This is a genomic window from Bacillus sp. FSL R5-0523, from assembly GCF_037975295.1.
GTDB lineage: Bacteria > Bacillota > Bacilli > Bacillales > Bacillaceae > Bacillus > Bacillus subtilis.
In genome coordinates this window covers 1,020,746-1,034,579 of record NZ_CP150251.1, presented here as the reverse complement: position 1 = coordinate 1,034,579, position 13,834 = coordinate 1,020,746, and the positions used below count along the sequence as shown (strand labels likewise).

Genomic DNA, 13,834 nt, shown 5'->3' with positions numbered 1-13,834 from the left:
TTTTACCATGAAAAAGACTCCGCCTCTGTCAGACGAAGTCTCTCTTTTAAGCCCGTTCCTTTTCCTCTTTATTTAGATTCACCTGGAATGGGTCGCTTTCGTGCTTTTGCTTGACAACAACCATTTGGCCGGGATATGCAAACTGGACACCTTCTGCACCTAAAATCTCAATAATTTTATAGTTGATATCCTCTCTAATATTAAGGTTTTCAGCCCAAACTGTCGTTTTTGTATAGAAGTTAAAAAATAAATTGTAGTAGCTGTCGGCAAACGTATCGAAGTTGACCATGATTGTTTCATTATCAACGCCCTCATGCTCTAAGAGCATTGTTCTGAGAGAATGAATGGAGCGTTCAAGGTTCTCAATCGGCGTAGCGTAGGACACATGGATGGAAAACGTAATCTGGCGTTTGGTCATTCTTGTCCAGTTCGTGATCGCTTCCATCGACAGCGTAGAGTTCGGCACCGTTACAAGCGCCCCCTGTGCTGTTCTGAATCTCGTGCTCCTAAAGGTAATATCCTCGACTGATCCTGTTACTGTCGACGTCTCCACCCAGTCACCAATTGTAAACGGCTTTTCAGTAATAATAATAATACCGCCGAAGAAGTTGCTGATGGTATCCTTCGCGGCAAGCGCAAAAGCCAGTCCGCCAAGACCTAGGCCCGCTACAAATCCGTTGACATCATAATTGAATTCCTGAGCGATCACACTGACACTGAGCGCAATGATCACAAAACGGAGCAATTTGGATAAAAACGGGGCCAGAATGTCATCCATGTCAAGCTCGAAGCGCTGATTCACCTTATGGAAGATAAACGACGATGTTGCGGTCAAATTACAAAGACCCCAGCACAAGAGCGCCACAATCAGTGAGCGGTATATTTTGCTGATGACCGGCATTTGCTCATCTAAAAACGGTGAATACCGGATCGCTAAAAACAGCCCAAGGGCAACAAAAAACCATCTGGCCGGCTTATCAAACGCCAGAACCACCTGTTTAAAAATTTCTGTTTTCGGCCGGTTTGTCAAATTAAAAAGCAGGTTAAAGAAATATCTTGTGAATAATTTTCTAAGTATAAGAAACACCAGCAAAATCGCCAAGCTGATGCCGATTTGTATGATGTTATCAAGCGTAAAATACTGCTGCAGATAATCCGGCATGACTGTCTCCCCTCTATCCCAATCAATTGTTTATTATACTAAAATATTCGTAAAGATGTTCATTTAAATGTCTTTTGCAGCACAAAACCCCGGCGAAACGCCGGGGTCATTTCTCAATTCATCTATCAGCCAGATTCAATAGGGACAGTCACTTACCTTTTTTCGTTTGTGTCTGATCAAGGAGAGTTGCTTTTTGCATTTCAGCATCCGTTTCGGCTTTAATTCTTTCCTCCACTCTGATTCTCCCTTTTCCCATGATCTCGCCTCCTTTTTTGCTATTATAAAGGATCATATTTTGTTGTGAACATGTCGAAAGACCTAATTTTCTGACGAAATGTGTTCTGATACGCTGAGTGTCTTTTTTTAGTTATACGCATTCCTCAGCCCGGACCATTCCGATATGGCAGAAAAAATTCACCAGTTTGTATCGCGGTGCATATATGGATTTGATACAATAACAGAAATGCCCATACGAGGAGCTGACTTAGCTTGTACATCATTGCCCATCGCGGAGCATCCGGCTACGCTCCGGAAAATACGATTGCCGCATTTGACCTTGCGGTGAAAATGAATGCAGATATGATCGAACTGGATGTCCAGCTTACAAAAGACAGGCAGATTGTTGTGATACACGATGACAGGGTTGACCGAACAACAAACGGATCGGGCTTTGTTAAGGATTTTACCTTGGAGGAATTGCAGAAACTCGATGCAGGAAGCTGGTACGGTCCCGCTTTTCAAGGAGAGCGTATTCCGACCCTGGAAGCGGTGCTCAAGCGCTACCACAAAAAAATCGGCCTTTTAATTGAACTAAAAGGCCATCCGTCTCAAGTCGGAATTGAAGAAGAGGTGGGACAGCTATTAGGGCAATTTTCTTTTTCTATCAATAATATTGTTCAATCCTTTCAGTTCCGCTCCGTCCAAAGGTTCCGCGAGCTTTATCCTTCGATTCCGACAGCGGTCATTACAAGGCCCAACTTTGGCATGCTGTCCAGAAATCAGATGAAGGCCTTCCGCTCTTTTGCAAACTATGTCAATATAAAATACACACGGCTCAACCGTCTGATGATCGGCTCCGTCCATAAAAATGGCTTAAACATATTTGCATGGACTGTCAACAATCAAAAGACAGCGGCAAAATTACAAGCCATGGGCGTGGACGGCATCGTTACAGATTACCCGGATTTCATCATAAAGGATGGCAAACATGAAAATATATAGCGCGGTTTTTATCGGAGGCGCGCTTGGCGCCTGCCTCCGATACGGATTAAACTTATGGATACACAACGGGCAGTTCCCGGCGTCAACCTGGCTGGAAAATGCGGCAGGCAGCCTTCTATTAGGCATTTTGACCGGATTTTTTATGATCGGGGCAAAACGGCCTCTGCTGTCGGCTTTTTTAGGCACCGGCTTTTGCGGAGGCTTCACAACAATGTCCACGTTTACTAAGGAAACAGTGATGCTTTTGCAAGGACAACCCTCATTGGCTCTTTTATATGTGGCAGCCTCATTGATATCAGGGATCATATTTGCACTGATTGGTGTTTTTGCGGGACGGCGCATAGCAGGCATTCAGCAAAGAAAGGGGCTGCAGGAAAGATGACACTAGCGGGTATTTTCATAGGGGGCGGACTTGGCGCAATGCTTCGCTTCTGGCTTGGCAATGTCATAACCGCCAAAACCAAAGGTCTGAGCCTGCCCATTGGCATACTGACAGTCAATATTCTCGGTGCTCTCGGGCTCGGAATATTTACAGGACTTCACGTTGCAAATGCTTCGGTCTCGCTTATCATTGGCACGGGGTTTTTTGGCGCCTTTACGACCTTTTCCACCTTCAGCGTTGAAAGTATTCAACTCCTTATGGCCAAACGTGTAAAAGAAAGCATCTTGTACATCGCCCTGACACTTTGCGGGTCGTTTTTGGCATTTTGGTGCGGCTGGACAATCACAATATAAAAAAACCTTGAGCTTATTTCTCGCTCAAGGTTGCACTGTTCAGCATCACAGGCTCAGTCAGCGGCAGCTTGTGGTGCGCCGTAATCCCGGTTGTGTTGCCGGCTTCTTCTTTTATATCGATTTGCTTGATTAATCGGCCGTCCATCTTCAGCACCTTTATCGTATATGAACCGATGCGAATGGATTCACCAGCCTCAATATCGATGTTTTCTTTTAATATCAGCCCGCCGATCGTATCGACGTCTTCTTGAATCGATGCGCCAAGAAGGCTGTTCACCTGATCGATCCGAACCTTTCCATCCATCACATAATGGCCGTCGCCAAGCTTTTGGATCAGCGGCTGTTCATCTTCATCAAATTCATCTCTGATCTCTCCGACAATTTCCTCAAGAATATCCTCTGTCGTCACAAGTCCCGAGGTTCCTCCGTATTCATCCGACAATATAGCCATATGAATGCGCTCGCGCTGCATTTTAATCAGCAAGTCATGAACCGGGATCGTTTCAATCACTTCGATGACCGGCCTCACATACGGATGGATCGTCATCTTCATTCGTTCTTCTTCTGTCATAAACAGCAAATCAGAAAACAAATGCTTCGTATTGACCAAACCGATCACACTGTCTTTGTCTCCATCTGTGACTGGCCAGCGCGTGTATTTTTCCTTCAGCATGACTTCGAGCATCTCGGCCATCGTCATCTCAGTTGACACAGCAGCCATTTCCTTCCGCGGTATCATAATTTCTTTGGCGATCCGATTATCAAATTCAAAAATCTTATTCACATATTTATATTCAGACGGATTAATCTCTCCGTTTTTTAAACTCTCAGATAACAGCATCCTGAGTTCTTCCTCAGAATGGGAACCATCATGTTCTGACGCAGGCTTCAAACCGAACATCCCGCATAAAAGCCGCGCCGATCCATTGAGGATCCAAATAAACGGAAACAGGAGCAAATAGAATAAACGCAAAGGGCCCGCTATCAGTAAAGTCAGCTGTTCTGCCTTTTGAATCGCGACCGTTTTCGGGGCCAGTTCACCTACAACAACGTGCAGGAACGTGATCAAGCCGTACGCGACTGCAAAAGAGACTGCATGTGAAACCGAGTCCGGCAAGCCGAGCGGTTCAAACAGTGGATGCAGCAGCCGTTCAAAGGCCGGCTCACCCAGTACGCCAAGCCCGATTGAGGTCAATGTAATGCCTAGCTGGGATGCGGATAAATATTCATCCAAATCTGTAATGACACGCCTTGCGAGTATCGCCCGTTTGTTTCCTTCTGTGATAAGCTGATCTATTCTGGATCTCCTTACTCTAACAATTGCAAACTCGCTTGCAACAAAAAACGCGGTTAAAGCAATGAGCACGCCAATTAAAATCAGACTGTCAATATCGTCCATTTAACCCTATCCTCTCAACAAAGGATAAGGAGTCACCTCCTGATATAATCATTTTTCCTTAACATTGAGGTACGCGGTGTATTGTTGCCTAAGCAGAGGGCCCCATCATACCACCTCCAAAAGTCAAAGTTTGATTATAAATTGTATATTTTATTGTAACACAACTCATTCCAAAAATGATTTTTAATTTTTAGACTTTTATCATGAAGAAAGCCTTAACTGCATGCCTGCTTGTCAATTCTGCGCCTGTCTGGATTGGAAGAGGAAGGTTTTTGCGGATATAAAAAGAAAACAGCCTTGAAAACTGTTTTCTTTTCTTTGCCTTCTTAAGCAAAATCTTTATATAAAGCAATGAAAATGTCCCGTGAGTTTTTAATCTGCTCGATCGGCACACTGAAGGATAATCGGAAATGCCCGCTCATTCCAAAACCGCTGCTCGGCACAATTAATAATTTGTATTTTTGGGCGGCATGCACGCAAAATGCAACTTCATCTTCAATCGGCGATTTTGGAAAAACAAAGAAACCTCCCTTTGGCATTTCAAATTCAAAACCGGCTTCTTTTAAAATGTCTACCATTAAATCCCGGCGCTCTTTATAAGCGCTCGCGTCTACTCTTAAATCATCCATTCGTGCCACAGCCCGCTGCATCATGACAGGGGCATTCACAAATCCAAGCGTTCGATTACAATACACAAAAGCGTTGATCAAAAGGTCCGCATTCGGCATTCGGCTGTCCAACCCGATATACCCCAGCCGCTCCCCGGCTATGCCGAGATCTTTACTGAATGAGCTGGCCAATATCACACGATGGTACGATTGAAACGGATTTGCAAGCTCTTCATCATAGATTAATTGACTGTACGGTTCATCAAACAGCACATAAATCGTCTGGCCGCTCTTCTCTTCTATTTCTTTTAATAAAGCGCCTAAATCGTCTATATTTTTCTGGCTGAGAACCGTGCCTGTGGGGTTATGCGGAGTATTGAGGATCAGCCCTTTCGTCTGTGGAGTGATCGATTGCCTTACCGCTTCAATGTCGATCTCAAACCGGCTTGTCAACGGGCAGCTGACGGCCTTTCCCCCGTAGTTCTCAATATACAGCTTATATTCGGCAAAATAAGGTGCGAGAATAATGACCTCTTCCCCAGGGTTTACGATGCTTTTTAACGCAACATTCAAAGCGCCTCCCGCACCCACCGTCAAGACGATACGCTCCGCTGAGAAATCAGCTTCAAAACGTGACCCCAGAAATTGCGCGACTTTTTCTCTCGCTGCAGGAAGCCCTTGATTTTGTATGTATCCGTGGCTGCCTTTTTCAGCTTCCTCTATTAACGCTCTCTTAAAAGCTTCAGGCGGTTCAACAATCGGGTTGCCGAGTGAAAAATCAAATACCTGGTCTTCCCCGAACTCCTTCTTCAGCCTTGCACCTTCATCAAACAGCTTGCGAATCCATGATCCTTTATTTAAATTTTCTTCAACTTCCCGGGATAACCCAGCCAATTTCATCTGTCCCTTCCGCATATAAAAATTTGAAAATTCTATCTTCCTATGTTACTTCAATCAGATGATGAATTCCACAACTTCCAATTCCGGTCTGAAAAAAACAATAAACTTGTGCAAGACACCGTTCATATATTAAACTATTCTCATAACTATAACGTGATGGTTGGGAGGGATATAGATGGGGCTGAGACTTATCGCATCAGTGAACTAGCGGCACTCGCCGGAGTAACGAAACGGACAGTTGATTATTATACGAATCTCGGTCTGCTTACGCCGGCCAGATCCTGTTCAAATTACCGTTACTACGACGAAAATGCACTCAAACGACTTATATTTATTGTAGATTGCAAGAAGCAGCGATTGGCCCTGTCCGATATTAAAGATCGACTGGAGAACCAGTTTCCCTCTTCAGCTAAACTTGATGATGAAATTGGAAATCTGGCATTAGAAATTGATCATATGAATCAAAACATCTCCGGAATCTTGCATCGGTTTGAACGGCTGAAGCCCGAGGATCGTGACAAGCTGAAAAGCAAACTCCCGCCTGAAAAGCTCGCCGTGTTCCAATCATTTATGCTGCTGTTAAGTTAAAACCATTTTATCTAACAGGAGGTGTTACCTTCATTCTCATTGCTAGAGTGAAGGTTCTAATTGGACATAGTGAATTTGATTTTAGTTGCTGTTTTAATCGCCCTGACGGCATTTTTCGTGGCATCTGAGTTTGCCATTATCAGAATCAGAGGCTCACGGATCGATCAGCTGATCGCGGAAGGAAATAAAGCAGCAATAGCCGTAAAAAAAGTGACCACGCATCTTGATGAATATTTATCTGCGTGTCAGCTCGGAATTACATTGACTTCCATCGGATTAGGGGTTTTAGGTGAATCAACGATCGAAAGGCTGCTTCACCCGCTTTTCGTCCAAATGAACGTTCCAGGTTCCCTTTCACATGTCATATCGTTTATTTTTGCGTATGCCATTATCACGTTCTTACACGTTGTTGTCGGAGAACTTGCACCTAAGACAGTCGCTATCCAAAAGGCGGAAGCAGTGTCTATGCTGTTTGCGAAACCGCTGATTTGGTTTTACCGCATCGCGTTCCCATTCATTTGGCTTTTGAACAATTCCGCACGGTTATTGACCAAAGCATTTGGCCTGGAGACCGTTTCAGAAAACGAACTGGCACACTCAGAAGAAGAGCTGCGAATCATTTTGTCTGAAAGCTATAAAAGCGGTGAAATCAACCAATCAGAGTTTAAATATGTGAATAAAATCTTTGAATTTGACGACAGGCTCGCGAAAGAAATTATGATTCCGCGGACCGAAATTGTCAGCCTTCCGCATGATATCAAGATTTCTGAAATGATGGACATCATTCAGATTGAAAAATATACCCGCTACCCTGTGGAAGAGGGCGATAAAGATAACATTATCGGGGTTATTAACATTAAAGAAGTGCTGACCGCCTGCATCAGCGGTGAGGTATCTGTTGATTCCACCATTTCTCAATTCGTCAACCCTATCATTCATGTCATTGAATCTGCGCCGATCCAAGACCTGCTTGTCAAAATGCAAAAAGAGAGGGTCCACATGGCCATTTTGTCTGATGAATACGGCGGTACTGCCGGGCTTGTGACGGTTGAGGACATCATTGAGGAAATTGTCGGCGAAATCCGCGACGAATTTGATATTGATGAAATTAGCGAAATCCGCAAAATCGGCGAAGGCCATTATATTCTTGACGGAAAAGTGTTAATTGACCAAGTAAACGACCTGCTAGGCATTCATTTAGAGAACGAAGAAGTCGATACAATCGGCGGCTGGTTCCTTACTCAAAAATACGATGTTGAAAAAGATGATTCCATCATCGAAGAGGGCTGCGAATTCATCATTAATGAAATTGACGGCCACCACGTCGCATATATTGAAGTGAAAAAGCTTCAAGAAGAAGAACTTCTGGAGACAGCTAACCAGCAGGAAGCATAATAAGAAAAGCACCTTGTATAAGGTGCTTTTCTTATTTTCACAGTTTCAGGGCAATCTCTCAGAACGCCTTATAGCTGATCAAGTTTATTCTCTAGTTCTTTAATCCGCTGATTCAAAGCCTCTGTCATTGCTGCAAGTCTTTCCTTTGAAGGCAGGTGGGCAAAATCAGCCTGGTGAAGAGGCTCACCGATAATCAGCTTCATTTTTCCTTTTTTGAATAATTCTTTTCCGCTTGAAGGGCCCTGATATGCAGCGGGGACAAGCGGCGCTTTCCCCATTTGCGCAATCGTCACCGCACCTCTTTTCAAAGGCACATCCTCAGAGGTTCTTGTTCCGCTTGGGAAGATACCGACGATCTCTCCTTCTTTCAGCAGCTTAATCGGCGTTTTAATACTGCTTGGCCCGGGATTTTCCCGATCTACCGGAAAGGCATGAATTTTCTTCAGAAACGAACCGATCCATTTATTTTGAAAAAGCTCTTTTTTCGCCATGTAGTGTATTTGATAAGGAAGAATCCCGACTCCGAGTGTAATCACATCAACCCAGCCGGAATGTGTACACGCGATGACAAAACCTGAATCGGCCGGAAGGTTTTCTTTGTTATACACCTTCACTCCTCCGCGAAGAGAAAGAATAACTTTTAAAGCATTTGCACAAAACTTATACATATCGCACTTCCTTTGTCGTAATCAATGATTCTTTCTGTCATCTATTATAACAACATTTTTTATTACCTGGTACTAATTTTTAAGATTTCTCCCGTTAAAACGCCAAAAAGCTGAGGATTCGCCCTCAGCTTTTGTTATATTTCCTCTCTGGTCGGCGGGGCCATAAACTCCGGTCCGACAGGGTCTGATATCGTATTTTCCAATATAGTATTGATATCTTTCTGATCTTCACTGTTCAGCGTCCAGCCTGTAATCTCAGATAGGGCCTCAAGCTGCCCAGGCTTTCTTGCTCCCCAAAGAGCGATATCCGCTCCCGGCTGATCTAAGATCCATCTGACAGCCAAGTGAATCACTGATTTTCCATAACGTGTCTTCGCCAGCTTATCCAATTGATTGACAGCAGAAAGATACTCTTTAAAGCGGGGCTTCTGGAATTTTGGATCGTGATTACGCAGATCATCGCCCTCAAATGTATATTCTTCAGTCATTTTGCCTGTTAACAGCCCTCTGCATAAACTGCCGTATAATAATGTTGTCATCTTGTTATCTTTCGCATAAGGAAGGACACTCTCTTCCATCTCTCTTTCAAACAGATTATATGGAGGCTGAATCGTATGGAGAGGTGCGACGGCGCGAAATGTATCCATTTGCTCAATTGAAAAATTGCTGACGCCAATCGCCCGGATTTTTCCCGCATCATATAATTCCTTCATGACTTCAGCCGTTTCTTCAATTGGCACAAGCGGATCGGGCCAATGCACCTGATAAAGATCAATATAGTCTGTTTGAAGCCGCTTCAAAGAATTCTCAACTTCCTCTACAATTCTCGCTCTGTTCGCATGGCGGAACAGCTGGTTGTTCTTCCAGTCCAGAGCCGTTTTCGTTGCGAGAATCACCTGGTCTCTTTTGCCGTACTCTTTGATTGCCTTTCCGACGATTTCCTCGGACTGCCCGAAGCCGTAAGCCGGCGCGGTGTCAATCAGTGTAATCCCCTGATCAAGAGCGGCGCGGATTGTTTCAATCGATGTTTTTTCGTCAGTGCCTCCCCACATCGTTCCGCCAATGGCCCATGTGCCGAGGCCGATTCTGGAGGCTTCTATTCCTGTATCTGCTATACTGGTATATTCCATTGTGCCACTCCTTCACTTTTTCACTATCTTTTCGCCTCTGGAAAAAATGTTAAACATTTCTCCGCACTATCTTTTGGGGCCATTTTTGGGTACTATATAGTAATGGTGTTTGATTAGGTATAAAAAAGCCGTTTGCATGTAATGTGCAACTTTAAACCTTTCTTATGCGTGTATAACATAGAGGGGAGAAAAGGCAGTGACGATCGATGAAATTTACCAAATGTACATGAATGATGTTTACAGGTTCCTGCTCTCCATGACAAAAGACAAGCATCTTGCTGAAGACTTGCTGCAGGAAACCTTTATGCGGGCATACATACACATTCACTCCTATGATCACAGCAAAGTAAAGCCCTGGCTTTTTCAAGTGGCGCGAAACGCCTTCATTGATTACGTCAGAAAACATAAGAAAGAGGTAACCATTTCTGATGACTTAATCGGAAGCCTCTTTCAAAATGCTGTTCAAAGTCCTGCCCATCAGGTAGAGATAAAGGAAGTGCTGACTGGTTATATGTCCGAGCTCCCCGATAATTATCGGGAGGCCTTAACGCTATATTATTTAAAAGAGTTAAACTACAAAGAAGCATCCCATATTATGAATATTTCAGAGGCGAATTTTAAAAGTGTTTTATTTCGTGCCAGACAGCGGCTGAAAGCACTTTATAATAGAGGTGTTAATGATGAATGAAGAATTTAAAAAGCGTTTTGATCAATATAAAAATGGGGAAATGAGCGACCAGGAAATGACTGCATTTGAGGAAGAACTTGAGAAGCTCGAAGTATATCAGGAACTGATTGACAGCGAACTAGAGGACGATAACGATTGGGATCTCAGCATCAGTCCTGAAAAACAAAAAGCGATTTTAGCCTACGGCAAACGCAAGTCTTATTTGCGAATTTCTGTGCTTGCCGTCATTTCGACATTGATGATTTTGCCGCTTTGTACGCTGGGAAGCTACCTCTATTACGGTATGGGTGGGAAACACAGCACCGGCAATGAGTTTATGGAAACTGCCGCAGTCACTGTAGCCCTGACCATGCCGAATGTTCTTGTTGATACTTCCGGACTGAAAAGCCAAGTGAAGCTATTTGGAATGAATACGGAATTCCCGCTGCAAAAGCAGATTGGCACGAAGACGGCTGCCGTAGGGAATGAACGGGTTGAAATGTTTTATAACAAAGTAAAAGCGCCGGCAGTAAACTACTATGACTTAGAAGTGAATAAAACCGGCCATTACTTTACACATCCTTCAAACAAGTCTGAACAAACGACCGCAAAAGCAGAAAAAACGTTAAGCACATTGCCTGAAGGAACGGTTTCAGAGGTCTACCTTTCATATGACCGTGCATATCCGACAAAAGACGTGTATAACAAATTCAAAGGCTATGATGTGAGCTTTTTGTGGAACGCAATCGAAACAGAGAAAAACACAAATAAGACAGCTTCCACAGAACCTCTTGGCTATCCTGGAAAGGATTCAAAGTTCTTGGCCGCCCTTAATACAAAAGGCAAGTCGAATGGCGATCAGTTTATCAACGCCCTGAAATTCATGTCCAAACACGAAAAATGGGCTCAGGTCATTTCAAAACGGAAAGACCTGAATGTAGATAACCGATTAGATTATGTAGAGAAAAACGGTGTCAATGTATACGGTTCGGTCGTTACAGGGCCAACCAAGGAAATCCAGCGCATGCTGAAAAATAAATCTGTAAAATCAGCGAATGTCGGCGAGGTGGAATTATGGAACTGGTAAGAATTTTTAAAGAACACAATGTATTCGGCTGGATCTCTGTCGGGACAGCGGTTCTGTCCCTGCTGTTGCTGAATTTGGCCATTATCAGCAACGTCACGTTTTATTCCTATCAAATGCTTCCGTTCGCCATGGCTGCCGTTCCGTTCGGCGTTGTTGAACTCTTCATCAAGAGAGGGCGCACAGGTCCAGGCCTGCTCGGCGTTATCCTTAATCTCTTTGTGATTATTTGTGTGTATACCATTGTATCTGTAGATACGAATTTACAGTTTGGCTTTTAAAAAAGACGCCTTTTCAGGCGTCTTTTTTTTCGTTATACCGGTTTTCGGAACAAATAACTTTCTATAGTAAAACCCATTTTATCTGTATAAAATCGATGTGCGTCTTTACGCTGAAGGCCAGATGAAAGACTGACAAAACCGAGTCCGGCTTTTCTTGCCCAGTCTGAGGCATAATCCAAAAGCATTTTGCCGTATCCCTTTGATCGGCAAGGTGCCGTTGTAACAAGATCCGCAATCCACAAGTGCTCTCCTTTATGAATGGAAACTCTCGGCTGAGCCCCGCACAGCGCTCTGATTGCTGTATTTTCATATAAGGCAAACAGCATATACGATTCTTTCTGCACACAGGCTTCAAGCCTTTGTAAATACGTCTCTATATCCAGTTCTGTTCTCAATTCACTCATAATCGGATACGACTCAGCCCATTCTTCTTTCGAGGTTAATTGTTTCATATGGATCATCTTCCCAATCCCCTTTCCTTTCGTTACAATGATCATAGCTAATAAATGGCATTTGCCAAATAGCCAATATCAGAAAAAATGACCATGCCAGCTACAAAGGAGACATGAGATGGATATTACGCCGTTTCTTGATAAAAAGAGCAAAACACCGCTGTATGAACAGCTTTATACCTTTTTTAAACAAGAAATTTCACATGCGCGAATCACAAAGGGAACAAGACTTCCGTCAAAACGCAGGCTCTCCAGCTTGCTCGATGTCAGCACGGCAACTATAGAACGGGCTTATGAGCAATTAACTGCTGAGGGCTATGTCAAAAGCAAGCCGAAAATCGGCTGGTTCGCGGCGGAAGTAGAACCAGGATTCCCGACAGCTCCTGAGCCTTTTCAGCAGTCTGTACAGCCGGGATTATATGAAAAGAACGCACCTGCTATTGACTTCCATCAGGGCAGCGTTGATCCGACCCTCTTTCCCTTTAACGCATGGAGAAAAAGCATAGTAAAAAGTCTTGATCGCTATTCCGGATCGTTTCACACCTCTGGCGACCCTCAAGGAGAATACGAACTCAGGCACATGATTGCCCGATTCGTCAGGCTGTCTCGGGGAGTAAATTGCGAACCCGGCCAGATTATCATCGGCGCAGGAACCACCGTGCTTCTGCAAATTCTTTGCCTTTCGCTAAAGCCAGGTACAAAAATCGGTTTTGAAGAACCAGGCTTTCACCGTTCAAGAAGGATGTTTGAAGCAAATCACATGGATGTCACTCCGATTTGTTCTGATGCAGAAGGCGCCCTGCCGGATGAGCTCTACCGTCAGAATCCTTATCTCATGTATACGACTCCTTCGCATCAGTTTCCGATTGGGACCATTATGACGATTACCCGCAGACAGGAGCTGCTGGCATGGGCGGCAGAAACAAATTCATTCATTATAGAAGATGATTACGATGGAGAATTTCGCTACAGCGGCCATCCCATTCCGTCTTTACAGGGTCTTGATCCGAATGGCAGAGTCATATATCTGGGCACTTTTTCAAAGTCACTTCTGCCTTCCTTGCGGCTCAGCTTCATGATTGTGCCCCCTGAACTCATGGAACCGATCCAAAACAATGCTCAGTTAATGAAGCAGACCGTTTCTGCCCACTCGCAATTGGCACTGGCAGACTTCATCGAAACCGGAGAGTGGCAGAAACACATAAATAGAATGAGAAGCTTATACCGAAAAAAACACGCTATCCTGTTAGAAGCCATTCGCTCTGAACTGGGAAACACCGTTGAGATTCTCGGTAAGAACTCGGGGCTTCACATTCTGCTGCGCCTTTTGTTTCCAGCAAGTGAGGAAGAAGCAATACAAGCAGCCGCAGACCACGGTGTAACCATCTATCCCGTGTCTCCCTCATATAAAGAACAGACGCCTTTTGCTTCTGTCTTAATCGGTTATGGCGGTTTGTCAGAAGAGGACATCAGGCTCGGCATCCAAAAACTGAAAACGGCATGGGCACCGTTGATATCATCTTATTAAATAAAAAACAGGCCCC

Annotated in this window: 16 protein-coding genes; 9 read left to right on the top strand and 7 right to left on the bottom strand. The window is 44.1% G+C overall.

Features of this window, described 5'->3' with window-relative positions; genetic code table 11:
- Nucleotides 1-46: 46 nt before the first annotated feature.
- Both mscY and NYE53_RS05300 read right to left on the bottom strand, forming a co-directional pair.
- Complete coding sequence (gene mscY, locus NYE53_RS05305) at nucleotides 47-1,162, bottom strand: small-conductance mechanosensitive channel protein MscY (RefSeq protein WP_015252461.1); 1,116 nt, start codon at nucleotides 1,160-1,162, stop codon at nucleotides 47-49.
- Between the two features lie 148 nt (nucleotides 1,163-1,310).
- Nucleotides 1,311-1,418, bottom strand: a complete 108-nt coding sequence (locus tag NYE53_RS05300) for a YhdX family protein (protein WP_009966908.1) — start codon at nucleotides 1,416-1,418, stop codon at nucleotides 1,311-1,313.
- Between the two features lie 233 nt (nucleotides 1,419-1,651).
- On the opposite strand from NYE53_RS05300, the gene NYE53_RS05295 reads away from it, so the two are divergent.
- Genes NYE53_RS05295 through crcB form a run of 3 tightly spaced genes read left to right on the top strand, consistent with a single transcriptional unit; the run spans nucleotide 1,652 to nucleotide 3,118 of the window.
- Nucleotides 1,652-2,383, top strand: a complete 732-nt coding sequence (locus NYE53_RS05295) for a glycerophosphodiester phosphodiesterase family protein (RefSeq protein ID WP_014479309.1) — start codon at nucleotides 1,652-1,654, stop codon at nucleotides 2,381-2,383.
- The gene (locus tag NYE53_RS05290; RefSeq protein ID WP_339247616.1) at nucleotides 2,370-2,765 is read left to right on the top strand and encodes a CrcB family protein; all 396 of its coding nucleotides are present in this window, start codon (nucleotides 2,370-2,372) and stop codon (nucleotides 2,763-2,765) included. The genes NYE53_RS05295 and NYE53_RS05290 overlap by 14 nt, the downstream gene beginning before the upstream one ends.
- Nucleotides 2,762-3,118 carry a fluoride efflux transporter CrcB gene (crcB, locus tag NYE53_RS05285; protein ID WP_339247615.1) on the top strand — a complete coding sequence of 119 codons (357 nt, stop codon included), beginning with the start codon at nucleotides 2,762-2,764 and terminating at the stop codon, nucleotides 3,116-3,118. Before NYE53_RS05290 ends, crcB begins: the two co-directional genes overlap by 4 nt.
- 13 nt (nucleotides 3,119-3,131) lie before the next feature.
- Here the strand turns inward: crcB and NYE53_RS05280 are convergent, their stop codons facing one another.
- On the bottom strand, nucleotides 3,132-4,517 hold the full coding sequence (locus NYE53_RS05280) for a hemolysin family protein (RefSeq protein WP_251186854.1): 1,386 nt from the start codon (nucleotides 4,515-4,517) through the stop codon (nucleotides 3,132-3,134).
- Nucleotides 4,518-4,843: 326 nt separating this feature from the next.
- The gene (locus tag NYE53_RS05275; protein WP_339247610.1) at nucleotides 4,844-6,025 is read right to left on the bottom strand and encodes a pyridoxal phosphate-dependent aminotransferase; all 1,182 of its coding nucleotides are present in this window, start codon (nucleotides 6,023-6,025) and stop codon (nucleotides 4,844-4,846) included.
- Nucleotides 6,026-6,181: 156 nt separating this feature from the next.
- Between NYE53_RS05275 and cueR the strand changes: the two genes are divergently transcribed.
- Together cueR and NYE53_RS05265 are read left to right on the top strand one after the other, a co-directional pair.
- The gene (cueR, locus tag NYE53_RS05270; protein WP_010886460.1) at nucleotides 6,182-6,613 is read left to right on the top strand and encodes a Cu(I)-responsive transcriptional regulator; all 432 of its coding nucleotides are present in this window, start codon (nucleotides 6,182-6,184) and stop codon (nucleotides 6,611-6,613) included.
- Between the two features lie 60 nt (nucleotides 6,614-6,673).
- Nucleotides 6,674-8,008 carry a hemolysin family protein gene (locus NYE53_RS05265; protein ID WP_009966903.1) on the top strand — a complete coding sequence of 445 codons (1,335 nt, stop codon included), beginning with the start codon at nucleotides 6,674-6,676 and terminating at the stop codon, nucleotides 8,006-8,008.
- 68 nt (nucleotides 8,009-8,076) lie between these two features.
- Here NYE53_RS05265 and NYE53_RS05260 read toward each other — a convergent pair whose 3' ends face one another.
- Together NYE53_RS05260 and akrN are read right to left on the bottom strand one after the other, a co-directional pair.
- Nucleotides 8,077-8,676, bottom strand: coding sequence for a 1-acylglycerol-3-phosphate O-acyltransferase (locus tag NYE53_RS05260; protein WP_003233335.1), 600 nt, complete (start codon nucleotides 8,674-8,676; stop codon nucleotides 8,077-8,079).
- 134 nt (nucleotides 8,677-8,810) lie between these two features.
- Entirely contained in the window at nucleotides 8,811-9,806 is a 996-nt protein-coding gene (akrN, locus tag NYE53_RS05255) for an aldo/keto reductase AkrN (protein ID WP_327829065.1), read from the bottom strand.
- Nucleotides 9,807-10,002: 196 nt separating this feature from the next.
- On the opposite strand from akrN, the gene sigM reads away from it, so the two are divergent.
- From sigM to NYE53_RS05240, 3 genes are read left to right on the top strand one after another with little or no spacing between them, the layout of a single operon-like run.
- Nucleotides 10,003-10,494, top strand: a complete 492-nt coding sequence (gene sigM, locus NYE53_RS05250; RefSeq protein WP_003224177.1) for an RNA polymerase sigma factor SigM — start codon at nucleotides 10,003-10,005, stop codon at nucleotides 10,492-10,494.
- The gene (locus NYE53_RS05245) at nucleotides 10,484-11,560 is read left to right on the top strand and encodes an anti-sigma factor (RefSeq protein ID WP_010886459.1); all 1,077 of its coding nucleotides are present in this window, start codon (nucleotides 10,484-10,486) and stop codon (nucleotides 11,558-11,560) included. The genes sigM and NYE53_RS05245 overlap by 11 nt, the downstream gene beginning before the upstream one ends.
- Nucleotides 11,548-11,838, top strand: a complete 291-nt coding sequence (locus NYE53_RS05240) for an anti-sigma-M factor (RefSeq protein WP_003233341.1) — start codon at nucleotides 11,548-11,550, stop codon at nucleotides 11,836-11,838. Before NYE53_RS05245 ends, NYE53_RS05240 begins: the two co-directional genes overlap by 13 nt.
- 32 nt (nucleotides 11,839-11,870) lie before the next feature.
- Here NYE53_RS05240 and NYE53_RS05235 read toward each other — a convergent pair whose 3' ends face one another.
- Entirely contained in the window at nucleotides 11,871-12,299 is a 429-nt protein-coding gene (locus NYE53_RS05235; RefSeq protein ID WP_339247607.1) for a GNAT family N-acetyltransferase, read from the bottom strand.
- 109 nt (nucleotides 12,300-12,408) lie between these two features.
- Here NYE53_RS05235 and NYE53_RS05230 point away from each other — a divergent pair, with 109 nt between their 5' ends.
- Nucleotides 12,409-13,818, top strand: coding sequence for a PLP-dependent aminotransferase family protein (locus NYE53_RS05230; protein ID WP_339247605.1), 1,410 nt, complete (start codon nucleotides 12,409-12,411; stop codon nucleotides 13,816-13,818).
- Nucleotides 13,819-13,834: the final 16 nt, after the last annotated feature.